Annotated in this window: 13 protein-coding genes; 9 read left to right on the plus strand and 4 right to left on the minus strand. The window is 66.4% G+C overall.

Features of this window, described 5'->3' with window-relative positions; all coding sequences use genetic code 11:
- Positions 1 to 488: 488 nt before the first annotated feature.
- The 4 genes from ACDC66_RS00205 (at position 489) to ACDC66_RS00220 (ending at position 8,819) form a co-directional block, all read left to right on the plus strand.
- Positions 489 to 2,102, plus strand: coding sequence for an FAD-binding oxidoreductase (locus ACDC66_RS00205; RefSeq protein WP_376694657.1), 1,614 nt, complete (start codon positions 489 to 491; stop codon positions 2,100 to 2,102).
- Positions 2,099 to 3,736 (plus strand): glycerol-3-phosphate dehydrogenase/oxidase, encoded by a 1,638-nt coding sequence (locus tag ACDC66_RS00210; RefSeq protein WP_376694658.1) that lies wholly within the window; start codon positions 2,099 to 2,101, stop codon positions 3,734 to 3,736. Before ACDC66_RS00205 ends, ACDC66_RS00210 begins: the two co-directional genes overlap by 4 nt.
- A complete protein-coding gene (locus tag ACDC66_RS00215; RefSeq protein ID WP_376694659.1) occupies positions 3,733 to 5,295 on the plus strand; it encodes an FGGY-family carbohydrate kinase in 1,563 nt (520 codons plus the stop codon). Before ACDC66_RS00210 ends, ACDC66_RS00215 begins: the two co-directional genes overlap by 4 nt.
- A gap of 272 nt (positions 5,296 to 5,567) precedes the next feature.
- Positions 5,568 to 8,819 (plus strand): SNF2-related protein, encoded by a 3,252-nt coding sequence (locus tag ACDC66_RS00220; RefSeq protein WP_376694660.1) that lies wholly within the window; start codon positions 5,568 to 5,570, stop codon positions 8,817 to 8,819.
- Positions 8,820 to 8,926: 107 nt separating this feature from the next.
- Here the strand turns inward: ACDC66_RS00220 and thiI are convergent, their stop codons facing one another.
- Positions 8,927 to 10,402 carry a tRNA uracil 4-sulfurtransferase ThiI gene (thiI, locus tag ACDC66_RS00225; protein ID WP_376694661.1) on the minus strand — a complete coding sequence of 492 codons (1,476 nt, stop codon included), beginning with the start codon at positions 10,400 to 10,402 and terminating at the stop codon, positions 8,927 to 8,929.
- A gap of 265 nt (positions 10,403 to 10,667) precedes the next feature.
- Here thiI and ACDC66_RS00230 point away from each other — a divergent pair, with 265 nt between their 5' ends.
- The gene (locus tag ACDC66_RS00230) at positions 10,668 to 11,093 is read left to right on the plus strand and encodes a DUF2784 domain-containing protein (protein WP_376694662.1); all 426 of its coding nucleotides are present in this window, start codon (positions 10,668 to 10,670) and stop codon (positions 11,091 to 11,093) included.
- Positions 11,094 to 11,287: 194 nt separating this feature from the next.
- On the opposite strand, the gene ACDC66_RS00235 is transcribed toward ACDC66_RS00230, so the two are convergent.
- Positions 11,288 to 13,744, minus strand: coding sequence for a DUF305 domain-containing protein (locus tag ACDC66_RS00235; RefSeq protein ID WP_376694663.1), 2,457 nt, complete (start codon positions 13,742 to 13,744; stop codon positions 11,288 to 11,290).
- A gap of 232 nt (positions 13,745 to 13,976) precedes the next feature.
- Between ACDC66_RS00235 and ACDC66_RS00240 the strand changes: the two genes are divergently transcribed.
- Both ACDC66_RS00240 and ACDC66_RS00245 read left to right on the plus strand, forming a co-directional pair.
- Positions 13,977 to 14,204 carry an AbrB/MazE/SpoVT family DNA-binding domain-containing protein gene (locus ACDC66_RS00240; protein ID WP_376694664.1) on the plus strand — a complete coding sequence of 76 codons (228 nt, stop codon included), beginning with the start codon at positions 13,977 to 13,979 and terminating at the stop codon, positions 14,202 to 14,204.
- A 3-nt stretch (positions 14,205 to 14,207) separates the two neighbouring features.
- Positions 14,208 to 14,627, plus strand: a complete 420-nt coding sequence (locus tag ACDC66_RS00245; RefSeq protein ID WP_376694665.1) for a type II toxin-antitoxin system death-on-curing family toxin — start codon at positions 14,208 to 14,210, stop codon at positions 14,625 to 14,627.
- Positions 14,628 to 14,756: 129 nt separating this feature from the next.
- Here the strand turns inward: ACDC66_RS00245 and ACDC66_RS00250 are convergent, their stop codons facing one another.
- The gene (locus ACDC66_RS00250; RefSeq protein ID WP_376694666.1) at positions 14,757 to 16,850 is read right to left on the minus strand and encodes a S9 family peptidase; all 2,094 of its coding nucleotides are present in this window, start codon (positions 16,848 to 16,850) and stop codon (positions 14,757 to 14,759) included.
- A gap of 314 nt (positions 16,851 to 17,164) precedes the next feature.
- Here ACDC66_RS00250 and ACDC66_RS00255 point away from each other — a divergent pair, with 314 nt between their 5' ends.
- Complete coding sequence (locus ACDC66_RS00255; protein WP_376694667.1) at positions 17,165 to 18,319, plus strand: GGDEF domain-containing protein; 1,155 nt, start codon at positions 17,165 to 17,167, stop codon at positions 18,317 to 18,319.
- A 23-nt stretch (positions 18,320 to 18,342) separates the two neighbouring features.
- Here ACDC66_RS00255 and ACDC66_RS00260 read toward each other — a convergent pair whose 3' ends face one another.
- A complete protein-coding gene (locus ACDC66_RS00260) occupies positions 18,343 to 19,047 on the minus strand; it encodes an SDR family oxidoreductase (RefSeq protein ID WP_376694668.1) in 705 nt (234 codons plus the stop codon).
- A 188-nt stretch (positions 19,048 to 19,235) separates the two neighbouring features.
- Between ACDC66_RS00260 and ACDC66_RS00265 the strand changes: the two genes are divergently transcribed.
- Positions 19,236 to 19,514 (plus strand): type II toxin-antitoxin system RelE/ParE family toxin, encoded by a 279-nt coding sequence (locus ACDC66_RS00265; RefSeq protein WP_376694669.1) that lies wholly within the window; start codon positions 19,236 to 19,238, stop codon positions 19,512 to 19,514.
- The last annotated feature ends 19 nt before the right edge of the window (positions 19,515 to 19,533 follow it).

Below are 19,533 nucleotides of genomic sequence, written 5' to 3' on the forward strand. Positions count from 1 at the left end.
GAACACTCGCTTTCGAAGTCGTGGCGCTGGGTGCAGGCCAGTCCAAGCGGACGTCGAAAGCCCGCCTGCGTCTCAGAGATTACGAACGAAGCCCCAGCCAAAATACTGAAGCCACTCCCGCTGCAACTCCCGAGAGGAAAGTCGAAGGCTTTTGACTTTAAGCGCGCTTTTGGTGACTTTTCTCGCGCAAGAGAAAAGTTACCCGCCATCAGCCTGCGAAGCAGGCGGGCGGAACAGCCTTTGACTTGTCGAAGCCCCCACCGCGGCCGGGGGCAACAAGCTGTTTGCCGACAAGGCATTGAAGCAACCACCGCAAGAGCTTGCGAAGCAAGCCGGGCGAAACAGCCTTTGAAGTGTCGAAGCCCCCCCGCAACCGGGGGCAACAAGCAAGCTGCCGACAATGAAGGCGACGATCTGCCGCAAGAGCAGCAGGCTTAGACAGCCCAATGATCTGCTAACGTTACCCCCTGGGAACAAGGGAGACCACCATGCGTCGCTGGAACGGCTGGGGTGACCAGTCCGTCGACATGACCCTGCCGGCCTCGGCGGAGTCCTTGCTGTCGGAATTGCTCGGTTCTTCTGCGCCGCTGCCGGACGCGTCGTTGTCCGACGTCGTCGGGCGGGTGCCCGAATCCCGGCTGGCGGGTATCGATCACGCGCTGCTCGAAACCGATCCGGAAACGCGCGTGCGCCACGCCCGGGGCCAGAGCCTGCCCGACTGGCTCGCTATGCGTTCGGGTGATTTCGGCGTTTTTCCCGATGCCGTCGCGCGGCCGGAGAGCGGTGAGCAGGTTCGCGAGCTACTCCGGCTGGCCGATGCGCATGACGCCATCGTCATTCCCTACGGCGGCGGCACTTCAGTGGCGGGTCATATCACCCCCGCGAGGTCGCAACGCCCGATCATCACCCTGGCGCTGACCAGAATGAATCGCCTGCTCGATCTCGACGAAACCAGCGGCGTGGCGACATTCGGCGCCGGCGCGCGCGGTCCGGAAGTCGAGGCCCAGCTGCGCGCCCGCGGCTACACCCTGGGGCATTTCCCGCAGTCCTGGGAGCTGTCGACCCTGGGCGGTTGGGTCGCCAGCCGTTCCAGCGGCCAGCAGTCGCTGCGATACGGCCGCATCGAGCAGTTGTTCGCCGGCGGCCGGGTTGAAACCCCGTCCGGGCCGCTTGACCTGCCGACCTTCCCCGCTTCCGCCGCCGGGCCGGACCTGCGCGAACTGGTGCTCGGTTCCGAGGGTCGGCTGGGCGTGATGACCGAGGTGCGCGTTCGCGTCAGCCCGCTGCCGGAAGAAGAAATCTTCGAGACGCTCTTCCTGCCCGATTGGCAGCGCGCATTCGACTGCGCCCGGCAGTTGGCCCGCCAGCGCATCGACCTGTCGATGCTGCGCGTGGCCAACGAGGCGGAGACCTTCACCGGCCTGCGCCTGGCCGTCGACGAAAACCAGCTGGGCTGGTTCGAGCGGCTGCTTCGTCTGCGCGGGATCGGCAAGGGCAAGTGCATGCTTACACTGGGCTACACCGGCGATCGCGTGGCAGTCGCCGAGACCCGTCGTCAGGCCCGTGCGGTGCTGCGTCGGCACGGCGCCAGGGCGCTGATGCCGGGCAAGCTGGGCCGCAAATGGGCCCACGGACGCTTTCGCTATCCCTACCTGCGCGAAGCCCTGTGGCGGATGGGCTACGCGGTCGATACCTTCGAAACAGCACTGGACTGGTCGCGCGTCGACGGCTATATCCGCGACGTGGAAGAACGCATCGGAAAAGCCCTGGCCGAGCACGATGAGCGAGTGCATGTATTCAGCCACCTGTCGCATGTCTACCGCCAGGGCTCGAGCGCTTACACCAGCTATCTCTACCGCGTGGGCGACGACTACGACACCGCGCTGGCGCGCTGGCGGATCATCAAGGCGATCGCCAGCCAGACCATCGTCGACTGGGGCGGCACCATCAGTCATCAGCACGGGGTGGGCCGGGATCATGCGCCGTATCTGAAAGCCGAAAAGGGCGAGCTGGGCCTGGCCGCCCTCGGCACTCTTTTCCACCGTTTTGATCCGGACGGACGCATGAACCCCGGCGTTCTGCTTGAACAGGAAGAACCGTGAAGCATCCCGACGGCTGGCAGCCCGGCTCGCGCTCGGCCCTGTTCGATCGCCTGGCCGACGACGACAAGCCCTGGGATCTCATCATCGTCGGCGGCGGCATTACCGGCGCCGGGGTGTTGCGCGAAGCCGCCCGCCGTGGCTGGCGCGCATTGCTGGTCGAGCAGCGCGACTTTGCCTGGGGAACCTCAAGCCGCTCGGCGCGCATGATCCACGGCGGCCTGCGGTATCTCACCCAGGGCGACTTTCGCCTGACGCGCGAGGCGGTGGCCGAACGCGAGCGCCTGCTGCGCGAGGCCCCCGGCCTGGTCGAGGAATTGCCCTTTCTCTACCCTGTACGCAAGGGCCAGTTCCCCGGCCGGCGCGTGTTCGGCTCGCTGCTGTGGTTCTACGACCGCTTCGCCGGGCGGAGCCGGCATCGTTTTCATTCACCGGAAGAAACCCCCTGGCTGTTGCCGGGCATCGACGAGACCGGCCTGCAGGGCGCGGTGGGCTACGTCGACGCGGTCACCGACGACGCCCGCCTGGTCATGCGCCTGCTCGACGAGGCCCGCCGCGACGGCGGCAATGCGGTCAACTACCTGCGCGCCGAGGCCCTGCAACAAACGGGCAATACCGTGGATGGCATCGAACTCTCCGACGAGATCGACAGCAGGCGCCTGTCGGTGAAAGCCCGCTGCGTGGTCAACGCCACCGGCGCCTGGGCCGACCGGCTGCGGCAATCCGTCGGCGCCGCGCCGCGCCTGCGCCCGCTCAAGGGCTCGCACCTGGTGGTGCCGGCCTGGCGCCTGCCGGTCTACCAGGCCCTGGCCTGCCCGCACCCGCGCGACGGCCGCTTCGTCTATCTCTATCCATGGGCCGGCCGCACGGTTGTCGGCACCACCGATCTCGACTACGACGGTGATCTCGACGAGGAGGCCGGCATCTCCCACGACGAGATGGTCTACCTGCTCGAAGCGGTCGACGCACAGTTTCCCGGTGTCGGGATCGACGAGCACGACATCGTCTCGACCTGGTCGGGCATCCGGCCGATCGTGGCGAAGGCCGGCGACGACCCGGCCCGCATCGCGCCCTCGAAAGCCAGCCGCGATCACGTGGTGTTCGAAGAAAACGGGCTGGTCACCGTCACCGGGGGCAAGCTGACCACCTTCCGGCTGATGGCCAACGATGTGCTGCGCCGCGCCGCCCGGGTCCTCGGCACGGATTATTCAGCGGATTCCGACGCGCCCGTTTTCGCCCCCGCGCCGTCGCATCTGCCCGGCCTGCGCTTCGACCACGACCTGCCGCGCCGCCTGGGCGGGTATTTCGGCAGCGCCGCGCCCCGCCTGCTGGCCGAGGCCGAGCCGGATGAGCGCAAACCCGTGCCGGGCACGGACACGCTCTGGGCGGAACTGGGCTGGTCGGCCCGCCGCGAGGCGGTGGTTCATCTCGACGACCTGCTGCTGCGCCGCAGCCGCCTGGGGCTGTTGCTGGCTGACGGCGGCGCCGATTTCGCCGACCGCATCGAGGCCCTGTGTCGACGCGATCTTGGCTGGGACGCGTTACGCTGGCGCGAGGAATGGCAGCGCTACAGCGCTATCCATTCAAGCCACTATTCGCTACCGAAACCGGATCGTCCGGACGGGGAGACATCATGAGCGACCAAGAAGACCCGCTGATCCTGGCCATCGACAACGGCACGCAGAGCGTTCGCGCCCTGCTGTTCGACGCCCGCGGCGAGCTCGTGGGCCGGCACAAGATCGAGATCGAACCCTGGTACTCCGAAGCGCCGGGCTGCGCAGAGCAGGACTCGGAGCTGTACTGGCAGGAAATCGGCCGGGCCTGCCGCGCGCTCTGGGACGATTACGATCCGAAGCGTGTCGCCGCGGTGTCGGTCACCACGCAGCGCGGCACCCAGATCTGCCTGGACGCCGACGGCCAGCCCCTGCGGCCGGCCATCGTCTGGACCGATCGTCGTCGCGTCGACGAAAAGCGGTTGCCGAAAATGCCGCCGCTGTGGCGGGTTCTGATCGGGCTGAGCGGCCGCAGAAATGCGCTCAAACAACTGCGCGAAAACGCCGAGTGCAACTGGCTGGCCGTGCACGAGCCCGAAACCTGGGAGAAGACCGCCGCCTTCGTCGGCGTGTCCGGCTTTCTCAACCACCGCCTGACCGGCCGCCTGGCCGATTCCGTCGGCAGCCAGGTCGGCTACCTGCCCTTCGACTACCGCGCCCGCCGCTGGGCCAGCCCGAAGAGCTGGCGCTGGCCGGCGCTGTCGATCCGGCGCGATCAACTGCCCGAGCTGGTCAATCCCGGCGACCGGCTCGGTGAACTGACCGACTCGGCCGCCGAGCACCTGGGCCTTTCCGCCGGCCTGCCCGTGATCGCCGCCGGCGCCGACAAGGCCTGCGATCTCGTCGGAGCCGGTATCAGCGATCGCAACACCGCCTGCATCAGCTTCGGCACGCGCTCGACCATCAGCGTCCACAGCGCGCGCTATTTCGAGGCCAAGCCGCCCATGCCGGCGTTTCCCGCCGCGCGCCACGGTTATTTCATGGTCGAGGCGGCCGTGCCCAGGGGCTTCTGGATGGTGAGCTGGTTCAAGGAACAGTTCGGGCTCGAAGAGCGCCAGCGCGCCGAAGCCAGCGGGGTCAGCGCCGAGTCGCTGCTCGACGAGCTGGTCGATGAAGTGCCGGCGGGCTCGCTCGGCCTGATGCTCCAGCCCTACTGGGGCCACGACATCGACCCGGGCCCGGAAGCCAAGGGCGCGATCATCGGTTTTGGCGACGTGCACACCCGCGCCCACCTCTACCGCGCGTTGCTCGAGGGCGTGGCCTATGAGCTGCGCTCGGGCGCCGAACGAATCGAGCGGCGCAGCAGCCGGCGCCTTCAGGCCCTGCGCGCCTGCGGCGGCGGAGCGCGATCGGACACGGTCATGCAGATCACCGCCGATATCTTCAACTGCCCGGTCGAGCGCCCGCACACGGTCGAGACCTCCGGCCTGGGCGCGGCCATCCTCGCCGCTTACGCCCTGGGCTGGTACCCGAGCGTGCGCGTGGCCACCAAAGAGATGACGCGCGTCGGCCACCGTATCGAACCGAATCCCGACAACCGCGCCGTCTACGAAAAGCTCTACCGCCGCGTCTACCGGCGCCTGTACAAGCGCCTCGCCCCGCTCTACCACGACATCCGCGAGATTACCGGTTATCCCGACTGAAGCCGCCACCCCAAATCTGTCGTCCCGGCCCCCGAGCCGGGACCCCGCATGCTGAGAGTTTCTGTACGTCCTCGCTGAGTGCCAGCCGATGGCTGCGAGATCACGGATAGCCACGCGCGAACGGCATTCCGGAACGACCGATTCGAAGAAGCGAGCAGCGCCAGCGCAACGCATCGTTTCCTGGCCGCTTTCCTCGCCGAATACGCCCACAATGCGGCACAATCCCCCCAGAGGCTAGCAGGCTTCTCTGAACAATGGGTTCCGCCATTTCGATGACCAGACGAGACCACGACACCCTTGACCTGTTCACCGCCGCCCGCGGCGCCGCGCCGCTGTCGGGAGAGTGGCCGGCGGCCACGCGCTTTCCACTCAACCGCGACGACGCGGCGGTGGCCGACGTGGTGCTCGCCGACCTGAAGGCCTCGGAGCGATCGCTGATCGTAACCGGCTATGCCGGGCTCGACCGTCTGGTCGAGTTTATCGCCGAGGCTGATACCGACAGCGATATTCGCGTGGTCTTCGGTTCCGAACCCTACGACACCGGCGGCAGCACCTGGGCGGTGGGCGACTACGACCTGCCGCGGGCGATGAAGGAATACTGGCTCGACCGTGGCTTTTCGGTACTCTTGTCCTCGCGCGTGCTCACCTGCCTGGAGCGGCTGCGCGGCGGCCGGGTGCGCGCCCGCTATGTTGCCCGCTCGGCCTGGCGGCTGCACGCCAAGATCTTCGTCGGCGATAACGCCGCCACGCTGGGTTCGAGTAACTTTACCCGCGCCGGTTTCCATCACCAGCTTGAGGCCAATACCCGCTTCGAGCGTGGTCGTCGCGGCGAGGAGCGTCGCCGCTTCGACGAGACAGTGCAGATTGCTGAACAGATCTGGGATCTGGGGAGCGACTTCAACGAGCGCCTGATCGAGTTGCTCGAGGCCCTGCTGCAGGTCGTCGGCTGGCGCGACGCGTTGTCCAGGGCCGCGCTGGAGCTGCTCGAAGGCGACTGGGCCGGGCGCTACCTGCGCGAGCGCTACCTGGCCGAGGACGCCCGACTGTGGCCGTCGCAGCGTCAGGGCATCGCCCAGGCGCTGTATATCCTGAAAGAGCGCGGCAGCGTGCTGGTCGCCGATGCCACCGGCTCGGGCAAGACCCGGGCGGGCATGCATCTGATGGGCGCGAAAATGCAGGAAATTCTGGCCGCCAGCCGCTTGCGGCAGGGTAAGGCCCTATTGATCTGTCCGCCCTCGGTGGTCGACAACTGGCGCGACGAAAGCGCAAAAGCACAGGTTCAGGTCGACGTCTACTCGCACGGCGCGCTCAGCCACGCCCGCTCGGGCAACCGCGACAACGTGTTGGCCAACCTGCGCCGCGCTCAGCTGCTCGGCGTCGACGAGGGGCACAATTTTCTCAACGTGGCCTCCAACCGCACGCAGCAACTGCTGCGCAATATGGCCGACCACGTCATGCTGTTTACCGCCACGCCGATCAATCGCAGTGCCCAGGATCTGCTGCGCATCGCCGATATGCTCGGCGCAGACAATCTCGATGCCTCGACCCTGGCGGCCTTCGAACGGATGCTCGGTGTCCGCTCGATCACTCGCTCGCTGACCCCCGAGGAAATCGCCCAACTGCGGCGCGAGATCGCCAAATTCACCGTCCGGCGCACCAAGCGCATGCTCAACGAGCTGATCGAGCGCGAGCCCGATGCCTACCGTGACGCTGCCGGCCGCCCCTGTCGCTTTCCCGAGCATCGTGCGCGTATTTATCGTCTGGACGAGCCGAAGTCCGACTGCCGCGCCGCTGCTGAGATCCGCGAGTTGTCCGGACAACTCAAGGGCGTACTGCACTTCCGCAAGAAGATCGTGCTGCCGCGCAGCCTCGCACGCCGCGGCGTGAGCGAGGAGCGTTTCCTGGCCGGGCGGCTGCGCGCGGCCACCAAGTTGTCGCAGTACATGATCATGCAGTCATTGCGCTCTTCGCGTGCAGCTCTTATTGAACACTTGTGCGGCAGTGATGCGGCCAGCGAGATCTGCGGCATCGAGCACTTGAGCCGTTCCGGCGGCGGCAACCTGATCGCAAGCGTTGGGCGCATTGCCGGTCAGCCGCCGAAGAGCGCTCTGTCGATCGAGTTGCCCGACTGGCTGGCCGACGTCGAAGCCCACAGACGCGCCTGCGAGGAAGACCGGGCCCTGCTGGAACGCATCGCCGAACTGGCCGGTCAAATCTCGGACGGGCGCGAACGGGCCAAGGCCGCGCACCTGGCCGAGCTGAGCCGGCGGTTCGAGCATGTTCTGGCGTTCGACACGCGGCCGATCACCCTGGCGGTGATCCGTCACTACCTGCACGAGATCGACGCCGAACTGGACGTAATGGTGGCCACCGGTGATGCACAGTCCCAGCGCAGCGGGCTGCTCAAGCGCTTCTCGCCGGCCAGTGACGAGCCTGGACGGGCTGTCGGCCTGTGTTCCGACAGTATTTCCGAAGGCGTCAACCTGCAGCGCTCGCAGGTCGTCATCCATCTCGACATGCCCAGCGTGGTGCGCATCGCCGAGCAGCGCGTCGGCCGGATCGATCGCCTCGACAGTCCGCATCGCTGGATGGAGGCCTGGTGGCCGGCCGACGATCCCGCATTCGCCCTGCAAAGCGATGAGCGCTTCATCGAACGCTACGAGACGGTCGACAACCTGCTTGGTTCCAACATGCCGCTGCCCGAGGAAGTGCGCGCCAGCTCGCCGGCGCTGACTGCCGAGCAGGCAATCGCCGACTTCGAGACCCAGGCTGGTGAGTGGGACGGCCTCGAGGATGCCTTCGGGCCGGTCCGCATCCTGGTCGAGGGCGAGCGGGCGCTGATCGATGCCGAGTGGCTGAAAGCCTGGCGCGATATGGGCGAGTCGGCGCGCTCGGTGATCAGCGCCGTGGCTGCCGACTCCGCCTGGGCTTTCTTTTGTACCTCCGACTCGACCGGCATTCCGCGCTGGATCGCCTTCGAAGGTGAAGATACCGAGCCGCTCGGCGACCTCGAGTCGGTCGCCGCGCTGCTGCGCCGGCGCCTGGGGCCGGATACCGTCGACCTCGAGACGATCACGCCGGCGGCCGAGCGGATGCTGGGGTATTTTCTAGACCGCCTTGCCGCCGGTGAGCGAAACCTGCTTTCGCGCCGCAAGCGGCGTGCGCTGGAGGAAATGCGGGCGGTCATCGAGGTCTGGCTGGCGAATGCCAGCAACCGCCAAGATCAGGCGGCCGTCGACATTCTCCATGCGCTGGCGACCATGCTGGACGAGCCACGCGCCAGCCATCAGCCCGACTGGGAAGAGGTCGCCGCGCGCTGGCTCGATCTGATCCGGCCGGTGTGGTACGAAAAACTCACCGAGGGCGGACGCAATAAGCCGTTATTGCTCAAGGACATCCGGTCGGCCGTGATCGAGGCCGAGGATCAGCTGCTGGGGCACATGCTCGAGGAGTTCAGCCGTGAATTCCCGGCTCAGCGACCGATCGACGAGCGGATTATTGCCGGCATTGTCGGCGTCCCTTAGGATACGTGCGGCCTGTACGCTTCTTACCGGCCCCAATCTCTGTCGCCCCGGCCCCCGAGCTGGGACCCCGCACGCCCGAAATCAGCACGGCTTTCGGGACGAGAGGCTTATTGGGGCACCGCGGCCAGCTTGCGCAGGCCGCGGATCCCGCCCCGGAAGCTCCAGGCGCGATAGCCCTCGAGGCGCATGGCCTCGGCCAGCCAGGCGCTCTTGAGGCCGAACTCGCACACCAGCAGGTAGTCGCGGTCTTTCGGCAGGGCGCCGGCGAAACGGCAGGCCCGGTCGAAATCGAGCTGGATGGAATCGGGCCAGTGCCAGTCGGCGTGCGCCTGCTCGCTGCGCAGGTCGATGACGGCCGCCTCGTCGGGGACCTTATCCAGCGAAGCCTCGTCGCGGCGGGGCGTGTCGAAGTGCTCCCGTCCGATCACCTCGGCCTCGTCGACCAGGCGCTCGAGCAGTCCCATATCGATGCCCTCCTCGAGCCGGTCCAGGACGCCGGCGCGGGCGCTGGTCACCGGTCGGCCGCCGTCGAGCGCGCAGAATTCGGCATTGCCGGAGCTCGCCTCGAAGGTGCCGATCTCGCGCGCGCGTTCGAGGATGGCTTCCTTGTTCAGGCCAACCAGCGGACGCAGGATGGGCAGTTCGCTGCGCGCGCCGATGGCGCCCAGGTTGGCCAGGGTCTGCGACGACACCTGCCCCAGCGCCTCGCCGGTCACCAGCGTGCCGGCCCGGGTGTGTTTCGCCAGCCGGTCGGCCGCGCGCATCATCAGCCGCTTGATCATGACCTGCCAGTAATCGCCGCGGGTGTTGCTGCGCAATTCGGCCACGACCGGGCGGAAGTCGACCACGAAAAGCCGGGCCCTCGAACCGGCCATCCATCGTTTTTCCAGCTCGGTCAGCACCCGCTGGACGCCGGCGACCTGCTCCGGGCCGGCCAGGTCGAACAATACGAAATCCATGTCCAGGCCGCGCTGCATCATCTGCCAGGCGGCCACGGCCGAATCGAAGCCGCCGGAGATCAGCGTCAGCGCACGGCCCTCGATGCCCAGCGGCAGGCCGCCGGGGCCGGGCAGGGGATTGCCGAACAGCAGCGCGTCATCGCGGCGGATCTCCACGTGCACGGCCACTTCCGGGTTGTCCAGGTCGACCCGGCCGCCGGCCCCGACCAGCTTCGCGCCCAGCTGCCGGGCGATATCGTCGCTGGTCCGCCGCGGATGGCGGCTGTTGCCCACCCGCCGCGGGCGTACGGCGAAGCGCCGGCCCTCGATGTCGCCGGCGAACAGTTCGGTGCCCGCTTCGATGATGTCGTCGAGCGAGTCCCAGGCGAGCGAGTAAGCCGTGCGCACCGACTGCACCCCGAACACCCGGGCCAGCAGCGGCGCGGCCGAGGCCGGCACGTCCTGGATATCGATGCGATCGCGGCTGTCGACGATGCGCGGGGCGTGACCTTCGCGCGTGAGCGCGGCCTTGAGGTTGCTGCGCAGCTTGCGCTGAAAGCGCCGACGCGTGTGCGATGACTTCGTCGACACCTCGCCGGAAATGCTCAGCGACAGCAACGGTTCGAGAACGGGCCGGGTGGACATGGTGCGGGGGAGGGTTCCGAGTCTGCTTCTACAAGTGGGGCGGCGTGAATGAAACGTCAAGGCGACCGGCGAAGTCGGTCGTCCCGGAAGCCGCGAAAGCGGCTATCCGGGATCTCGCACCCATCCGGCGGCACTCAGTTGGACCGTGCCGTTTCCAGGCGTGCGGGGTCCCGGCTCTCCGCTACGCTCCGGCCGGGACGACAGGGTTGAGAGAGCTGTGCCGGGGGCGATCGCCGCTGAGCGCGCGGGCCGATATCATGAAGCCATGAGCCGAGAATTTCTCCACAGCCTTCCCTACCCCGGCCTGCTGGCCGATGCGGTGCTCGTGATCCACGCACTATTCGTGGCGTTCGTCATCGGCGGGCAATTGGCCGTGATGGTCGGCTGGGTCCGCGGCTGGGGCTGGGTGCGCAATCCGTGGTTCCGGGGGATTCACCTGGTGGTCATTGCCTACATCGTCGGCCAGACCTGGCTCGGCCAGCTGTGCCCCCTCACCGTCTGGGAAGGCGAGCTTCGCCGCGCGGCCGGGCAGGCGCATTACGGCGAGAGCTTCATCGGTTACTGGCTGGGTGCGCTGCTGTTTCTCGACCTGTCATGGTCGACGTTCCTGGTGATCTACAGCGCTTTCGGCGCCCTGGTCGTGGTCAGCTGGGTGCATTTCCCGCCGCGGTGGCGCCGCCGAAATCCCTGACTGCCTCGCTCACGCGCAAGAAGCGCCGACACGCTCTGTCGTCCCGGCCTGCACCCAACCCATGTCGTCCCGGCCCGAGCGAAGCGAGGAGCCGGGACCTCGCACGTTGGGCCCTGCACGGCTCAAGCTCAGTGCTCACCGATGGGTGCGAGGTCCCGGACAGCCGCTTCCGCGGCTTCCGGGACGACACGCTGTCATTGCGTGTTGGCCGCGATGCCCTGCAGGGTGTCGGCTAGCGCGCTCAAGCGCTTGCGGTCTGCGCCTTCGTGCTCGTCCGACTGTTCACTGAACACGCTGGCGAGCGATCGCAGGCCCTGTACATCCCCATCGTCGGCTTCGAACGATGCCAGCGCGGCGTCGAGCTGTGCACGGTTTTCCTCGCCCAGGTCGCCGCTTCGCTCGAGCTGGTCGGCGTAGGCGCGCGCGACGACCGGGGTGTCCGGCCAGCTCAAACGGGTCTGCGTCTGCGGGTTGAACAGGTCGCCGTCCATGACGGACTTGGCTGCCGCGATTTCGTTTTCGCTCAGGTGATCGCTCGGCACCAGCTCGAACACGTCCAGGCCGCGCGCGATCTCGGTGCCGTAGATGCGGCCGTTGTACCAGTAGGTCGACCAGTAGCCGCCCATGGTCAGTTCCTCGCCGTTGACCGGACCGCGGTCGAAGAAGGCGATCTCGTAGGGTTCGGACGAATCGGTGAAGTCGACGATCGAGACGCCGCCCTGGTACCAGGCCTGCACGAAGATGTCGCGGCCGGGGACCGGGATGATCGAGCCGTTGTGGGCCACGCAGTTCTCTTCCGGCGTCTGCGGCGCGGGCATCTTGAAGTAGCCGCCTTCGACCAGTTCGCCGTCGACGATGTCGTAGAAGGCGTCCGCGCCCCAGTCCAATGGATCCGAGGCCCGGCAGCGCGGCCGGCTGCCGCCGCCCCATTCGTCGGTGAACAGCACCTTGGTACCGTCGTTGTTGAACGTGGCCGAATGCCAGTAGGCGAATCCGGGGTCGACCACCTCGTCGATGCGCTGTGGATTCAGGGGGTCGGAAATGTCGAAGATGATGCCGTTGCCAGAGCAGGCGCCCGCGGCCAGGTTCTTCTCCGGGAACACGGTGATGTCGTGGCAGTGGTTGGTCTCGTTGGTTTCCTGGGTGTCGTCGCCGTGGTCGCCGCCGGCCCACAGCCCGGCCAGGTTGCCCGATTCGGGGTCCGCGAACACCGCCGGGCTGTCGACGATGCGCGCATCCTGCGGCCGCTCGACCGGGATTTCGATGATGTCGATGCGGAACAGGGCGGTGCCCTCGTCACCGTAGCGGCGGGTGTCCACGCAGCCTTCCATTTCCTCTTCCTCGCGCACCGGGGCGGTGCCGGAGTTGTAGACGATCAGCGAGCCCGACTCGCCGTCACCCTCAACGATGGTGTGCGTATGCGAACCGCGGCAGGTCTGGACGCCGCCGACCTGCACCGGGCGGGTCAGGTCGGAGATGTCGAAAATGCGAAGGCCGCGGAAGCGATCCTCGCTGACCTTGCCGGACACGCCCATCAGGCCGCAGTCGACCCGGGCGCGCATGTCCTGCACCGACATGATCAGCAGGTCGCCGGCGATCGAGACGTCGCCCTGACCGCCGGGGCAGACAATCGAGCTCATCAGTTCGGGCACTTCGCTGCTGATGTCGTAGACGTTGAAGCCGTGGTAGTTGCCCGCCACCAGGATGTCGTCGCTGAAGGCCATGTCGGTGTTGGAGAAGCTCAGCAGCGAGGGGCGCGGCTTACCGTCGTTCTCGCGACCCTCATCGTCGCCTTCGGCTTGCTCATCCTCGTCAGCCGCCTCGTCCTCGTCGGCCTCGTCTTCCTCCTCCTGGTTCTCGTCGTCGTCGTCGCGCGGAATCGGCCGGCCGGCCGGATGCTCGGGGTCGAAAAAGCCGTCGGGCTTGGGCAGGGCCGCGACCAGTTTCAGGTTGGAGATCGCCTCACCGGCGTCGCGAAAGCCGGCGGCCAGGCCCACCCGGGGGTCGGGCGAGAAGCCGGCCAGCATCGCGGTCATGCGCTCGATCTCGGATTCCTGGTCGTTGACGACGTCGGTGGTGAATTCATACAGCACGGGATCCTGGGCCGAGCCGCTGCTCTCGAGCAGCTCGTCGACCATCGTGATCGCACCCTGGTGGTGGTCGATCATCAGCTCCAGGAACAGGCGGTCGAAGTCCGGGCCGCTGGAAGCCTTGAGCTCTTCGATTTCCCCGGGGCTGGCCATGCCGGCCATGTCGTGGTGGGTGTGCATGGCCTGGTGTTCGGTCGGGTCGGGCACTTCCTCGCCGCGCTCGCGCAGCCAGTCCTGCATGAAGGCGATCTCGTCGTTCTGCGAGGCGGTAATGCGTTCGGCCAGCTCCGTCATCTTGTTGCGCCCGGTGCGTTCGGACACCAGGTCCGACATCACCAGGGCCTGGTGATGGTGCGGAATCATGTCCGTCATGAAGGTTACGTCGGCTTCCGAGTAGCCGATGCCGGCCAGGTCGGTCGCCTCCTCGGGGCTGATCGTGCGGCTGGCCTCGCCCGGCTTGCCGGGCTGGACGATCGGCACCTGGGCCACGACAGCACCGAACAGGCCGGCGATCATCGCCAGCGCGAGCAGGGGCTGGGTTACCTTCGAAACTGCAGACATCAATTGCTTCCTGAAGCTGGGGGGACCGCAGAATCTAGCAGATTCGGGGTGACAGGGTTGGGCGTGCCCGCAATTCCCTGTCTTTCCGACCCCGGAAATTGTCGTCCCGGCCCCCGGGGACCCCGCACGCTGGCATTCGGCAAGGCCCTGGCTGACAAGGGAGTGCTTCATGGGAAAATCGTCGTAATACATTTGTTATACTAGCGCTTCCAAGCACCCAGGAGCGCCAACCATGACCCGCAAGCTGAAAGTCTCCGCCATCGGCAATTCCACCGGCGTGATCCTGCCCAAGGAGGTGCTCGAACGCCTGCGCGTGGGACGCGGAGACGAGCTGATGGTGCGCGAGACGCCCGACGGCATTGTGCTGAGCCCGTACGACCCGGAGCTGGCGCGGCAGATGGATGTGGCCGAGAAGATCATGCGCAAGCGGCGCAACCTGCTCAAGAAGTTGGCGGAGTAAGTCATGGATGATCCGATCTGGCTTTCAGTCGATTTGATTGAGGCGGTTCACGAGCGGCAGTTGATCGAGCACGGAGGTGGAACCGGCGTGCGGGACCGGGGAATGCTGGAATCGGCGTTGGCCCGGCCGCAACAGTTGCACGCCTACGGTGAAAATACCGATGTCATTGCGCTTTCCGCCTCTTATGCGTTCGGTTTGAGTCGGAACCACCCATTCGTCGACGGCAACAAGCGAACGGCCGCTGTCGCCTGCGAATTGTTTCTGGAATTGAACGGCCACCAGCTCGTGGCCGAAGACAGCGATTTGTACCCCGTATTCATGGCGCTGGCCGCCGGCGAAATGGACGAAGAAGCTTTAATGGAATGGCTCCGCGGTCACGCGCGGCCGCAGCAAGTCAGCGAACCCGCCGGCGAATACACCTGAATTCCCTGTCGTCCCGGCCCACGAGCCGGGACCCCGCACCCTGGCATTCGGCACGGCCCCGGCTGAGGGGCAAATTGCCCGTGCGAGATCCCGGATAGCCGCTTTGCGGCTTCCGGGACGACGCTTTTGTCATTCCTCTTTCAGATACTCCGCCAGCCAGGCATGCACTTCTTCCCAGAAGTAGCGCGCTTCCTTGCCGTTCATGATCCAGTGATTGGCGTCGTGGAAGACCAGCAGGCGTGAGGGCACCTGCATGCGCTGCAGGTAGCTCCAGGCGGCCAGGGTCTGGTTGAGCGGCACGCGGTAGTCGGACTCGCCGATGGTCAGCATGGTGGGCGTGGAGAAGTTCTCGACGTAGCTCGACGGGCTCTGCTCTTCCCACACCGTGCTGTCGCCCCAGGGCGGGCCGTCGTTCATGCGTTCGCGGTGATAGATTACGTCGCTGGTGGTGTACTGGCCTTCCAGGTCGACCAGGCCGGCGTGCCCGACCAGGGCATCGAAGCGCTCGGTGGTGGCCAGCAGCCAGTTGACCAAGTGCCCGCCGTAGCTTGCGCCGGTGGCGGCCTGGCGCTCGGGGTCGATAAAGTCGAAGCGCTCGGTGGCCACCTCGGCGGCCTGCACCAGTTCCTCGCCCGGCGTTTTCAGCGGGTCGCCTTCGATGTTGCGCGAGAACTCCGCGCCGTAGCCCACCGAACCGGTGTAGTCGGTCAGCAGCACCACGTAGCCTTCCGATGCCAGCAGGTGCGGGCTCCAGCGCACGTGGTCGGCGTCCAGCGATGAGCTGAACGGCCCGCCGTGGATGAACAGCACGAGCGGATACTGCTTGGACTCATCGAAGTCCGGCGGCAGCGCCAGCCAGTTGTGGATCTCGCGGCCCTTCTCCGAGGTGAACGAGAACTCGCGGAAGGCGGGGCGGTCCAGGCCTTCGGCGCGCTCGGCGTTGAATTCGCTCAGCGCTTCGTGCTGGCCACTGGTGGCGTCCACGCGAACCACTTCGACCGGCACGGCGGAGCTTTCCCAGTTGGCGACGACCCCATCATTGCCGGCAGCTTGGATGCCCCCGTAGACGCCGCGGCTCTCGGAATCCACCACGGTGATTTCGCTGCCGTCGGCCGTCATGGCGAACAGGCGCACGCGCCCCTGGTCGGCGGCGCTGAAATAGATCGTCTCGCCGTCGGCGGAAAGATCGAACTCGGCCACCGAGCGGTCGAAGCCCTTGGTGAGCACCTCGAGTTCCCCGTCGATACCCTCGCCGTTCCAGGCGGCACGGGCGATCTCGTTGTGGTTGTAGACCCACTCGTTGATCGGCTCGTAGTTGCAGAAGACGAACTCGCCGTCGGCCGAGAACTGCGCGCCGGTGCAGCTGAAGTCGTCGCCGTCGGTGATGCGTTGCGGCTCGCCGCCTTCGACCGGCACGCGGTAGAGATGCTCGCGCACGATCGAGTGGGCGGCCTCGTGCAGGTTCTCCGTGGCGGTGATTACCAAGGCATCGCCCCCGGGTGTCCAGGCGGCGTCGAGGCCGCCCTGGTAGCCCGGGCCGGAGACCAGGCCGGTTTCGAACATCAGGTCGGTGGGCTCGTCATCCGATTCCGGGTCGGCGTCGACCACGAACAGGCGCTTGTACTTCTCGTCGCGCCAGGTGTCCCAGTCGCGCACCGGGAAGTGCTCGTAGCGCGAGACGTTGATGCCGTCTTCGTCCTCTTCCTCCTTGCGCTCGGCGTTGGCCTCGCTGCCTTCGGTGTCCGGCCACACGCTGCTTTCGAACGCGATGCGCTCGCCGTCCGGGCTCCACTGCGGATTGGACGCACCCATCGAGAAGTCCGTGATCCGCCGGGCCTCGCCCGGGCCGGTCATGTCCATCACGTGGATCTGGGCCTGGGCGTCTTCCTCGTCGCTGCGCTTGGCCGAGAACGCGATCATCTTGCCGTCCGGGCGCCAGTCCACGCCGGACTCGCCCTCGGGCGTGGCCGTCAGCCGCCGTGGCGGCTCGGACCCGTCGACCGTGATCAGCCACAGGTCCGACACATCGCCGTCTTCCTCGTAGGAGGGCTCGGTCACCGACACCACGGCGTGTTCGCCGTCGGGGCTGACCACCGGCGAACCCAGCCGTTTCATCAGCCAGACTTCCTCGTGGGTGACCGGCCGCAGTTCCGAGTCCTGGGCCAGGACCGACGCGGCGGCGAAAATGAAGCAAAGAACAAAGCAAACGAACAGTCGGCGCATCTCGGCGATTCCTTTTGGCAACAACCGTCAATCCTAACCAATGAGCAGGCCGATAGGTGCGAGGTCCCGGATAGCCGCCTGCGCGGTTTCGGGGACGACGATGATTGGGGGTGGCGGCAAGGTCTGTCGTCCCGGCCTCCGAGCCGGGACCTCGCAGGCCGGGTTGTTGCACGGCTTGGCTGAGTGCCAGCCGATCGGTGCGAGGTACCGGATAGCCGCTTGCGCTGCTTCCGGGACGCCTGGGCTGGAAGTTGTGGGCAACCCGTTGACGCCACTTATGTGAATGCCTGCTAATATTCCAATCTCGATCCATCATGGAACAAGCCAACAATGAAGCGCCGCGTCGGTGTGAAGGGGAGGGCTGGCCGGTGACTCTGGCATTCATGCCGCCCGAGGCGCCCGCCTTGCTGCAGCGCACGCCGGTCGCGACGGGCCGGGACTTCGACACCTGGCACCCGGAACTGCGTTTGGCGCAGGTGCGCTACGTAGCGCTGCTGACCGCCGCCCTGTATTTCATCTATGCAGCCCTGGAGTGGCGACAGAGTGGGTTCGACGCGCTCTCCGAGCAGCAAGTGTTGCGCGGGCTTGCGGTCTGCCTACTGTTGATTGTCGTCGCACTGATGAGCTTCCGCCCGTCCCTCCATGGCCTCATGCGGATGCTGTTGCTGATCGCGCCTGCCGCCGCCATCGCGGGCAATCTGTACCTGAGCATCACCGACAAGAACTTCGCGTCCTATTCGCCGGAAATCTACCTGGCGATCATGTGGACTTTCGCCGTCTCCGGTCTGACGCTTCGGCCGGCCACCGTCTCGGCGCTGATCTCGGCAGCCATGGTGCTGGTCTTCACCGCCCTGTACTCGAACACGCAGGCTATGCCCTATCTGCACCTGCTGTGGTTGACCTCGGCCTTTGCCTTCGGCCTGCTCGCCGCCTATCTGCTGGAACGCAGCTATCGCAAGCTTTTCGCCCAGCAGCGGGAGCTGGAACGCCTGGCCACGGTGGACGATCTGACGGGTCTCTGGAACCAGCGCCACATCCGCGAAAGACTAGCGCGGGAAGTGGATCGCACCGAGCGCTCCGGGTCGCCCCTGTCGGTCATCATGTTCGACATCGACCACTTCAAGCGCATCAACGATGAGCACGGTCACGTGGCCGGAGACGCGTTGCTGACGGAGCTGGGCGAACTCCTCCACGACCGGGTCCGGTCGACCGACATCGTTGGCCGAACCGGCGGCGAGGAGTTTCTGGTGGTGCTGCCCGACACCGATCTCGCACAGGCCGAAGGCGTGGCCGAGAAGCTGCGCTGCGCCATCCGCGAGCACTGCTTCGAGCTGGGCGGGCAGCAGACCGCCACCTTCGGCCTGGCCCGATACCGCCCGGGTGAGACGCTGGTCGAGCTGATCCAGCGCACCGACCAGGCGATGTACAGCGGCAAGCGGGCCGGACGCGACCAAGTCGTTATCGCCTGATCGGGCCGTCGCCAGGCCGCATCCTAATCCCCGGCGCCCTCCGGCGGCGTTGGCAGCACCAGCACCTCATGCACATCCACGTGCCTCGGCTGGCTGAGCGCATACATCACCGAGCGGGCGACGTCGTCCGCTTTGAGCGCGTCGGGGACGGGATTGTCGAAGAACGGCGTGTCGACCATGCCCGGCTCGATGATCGTGGTGCGCACGCCTGTGCCCTTGAGCTCCTCGCGCAGGCCGTAGCCAATGGCCGACACCGCCCACTTGGTGGCCGAGTACATCGACCCGGCCAGCGTGCGGCGCCCGGCCACCGAGCCGGTGAGCAGGACGTGGCCCTTGTTCTTTTTCACCTCGTCGAGGGAGGCGCGCAGCGTGTAGGCCGCGCCCAGGATGTTGACGTCGACCATTTCCTTCCAGTCGTCGACCGAGCCGCTAGCAAAACCGGCGGGCCGACCGCCGACACCGGCGTTGGCGAACACCACATCAATGCGCCCGTAGTGATCCATCACCGCCTGCACCATCCGCTTCTGATCCTTGAAGTCGGTGACGTCGCAGATCGTGGCGAAAGCGCGATCGGCGCCCAGCTCCTCGACCAGCGCGTCGAGCTTGTCCTTCGAGCGCGCGCACAGCGCCAGGCGGTAGCCGGCCTCGGCCGCATGCCGCGCGGTTGCGGCGCCGATCCCGCTGGAAGCGCCGGTAATCAGCAAAACTTTTGTGGTGTTGTCCGTCATGGGGAATCTCCGGTTGTCGAATGCAGGGAACGTTAGCACCTGACGCTCCAGCGTGGGGGCAAGGCCTGTCCCTACAAAAACGCCCGGCCGGGAAGAGTTAGGCACTCGCAGGCCATGGCGCCACGGGTGTTAATCGACGCCCGACCGGAGGTTGATTCTTATCGCTTAACGTTATACATTAAGCCTCAATGATCCGGAGCTTCCGCTGCAAAGACACGAAAGCCCTGTTCGAAACTGGTCGAAGCCGGCGGTTTTCCGCCATCCTGGCGGTTGCCGAACGCAAGCTCACCCAGTTGCACGCGGCTGAAACTCTGGAGTTTTTGCGGTCTCCGCCGGGCAACCGGCTCGAAGCCCTCAAGGGTGATCGGGAAGGTCAATACAGCATCCGGATCAACAGCCAGTACCGGGTGTGCTTTCGCTGGACAACAGAAGGCCCGGAAGACGTCGAAATCGTGGACTATCACTAGAGGTTGGATATGACGATCA

The organism is Wenzhouxiangella psychrophila (assembly GCF_042310375.1).
Taxonomy (GTDB): Bacteria; Pseudomonadota; Gammaproteobacteria; order Xanthomonadales; family Wenzhouxiangellaceae; genus Wenzhouxiangella.

Coding starts and splice junctions, on each gene's coding strand:
- ACDC66_RS00260 (WP_376694668.1), bottom strand. CDS start 19,047: ATGACGGACAACACCACAAAAGTTTTGCTGATTACCGGCGCTTCCAGC.
- ACDC66_RS00235 (WP_376694663.1), bottom strand. CDS start 13,744: ATGTCTGCAGTTTCGAAGGTAACCCAGCCCCTGCTCGCGCTGGCGATG.
- ACDC66_RS00230 (WP_376694662.1), top strand. CDS start 10,668: ATGAGCCGAGAATTTCTCCACAGCCTTCCCTACCCCGGCCTGCTGGCC.
- ACDC66_RS00255 (WP_376694667.1), top strand. CDS start 17,165: ATGGAACAAGCCAACAATGAAGCGCCGCGTCGGTGTGAAGGGGAGGGC.
- ACDC66_RS00205 (WP_376694657.1), top strand. CDS start 489: ATGCGTCGCTGGAACGGCTGGGGTGACCAGTCCGTCGACATGACCCTG.
- ACDC66_RS00265 (WP_376694669.1), top strand. CDS start 19,236: ATGATCCGGAGCTTCCGCTGCAAAGACACGAAAGCCCTGTTCGAAACT.
- ACDC66_RS00250 (WP_376694666.1), bottom strand. CDS start 16,850: ATGCGCCGACTGTTCGTTTGCTTTGTTCTTTGCTTCATTTTCGCCGCC.
- thiI (WP_376694661.1), bottom strand. CDS start 10,402: ATGTCCACCCGGCCCGTTCTCGAACCGTTGCTGTCGCTGAGCATTTCC.
- ACDC66_RS00245 (WP_376694665.1), top strand. CDS start 14,208: ATGGATGATCCGATCTGGCTTTCAGTCGATTTGATTGAGGCGGTTCAC.
- ACDC66_RS00240 (WP_376694664.1), top strand. CDS start 13,977: ATGACCCGCAAGCTGAAAGTCTCCGCCATCGGCAATTCCACCGGCGTG.
- ACDC66_RS00215 (WP_376694659.1), top strand. CDS start 3,733: ATGAGCGACCAAGAAGACCCGCTGATCCTGGCCATCGACAACGGCACG.
- ACDC66_RS00220 (WP_376694660.1), top strand. CDS start 5,568: ATGACCAGACGAGACCACGACACCCTTGACCTGTTCACCGCCGCCCGC.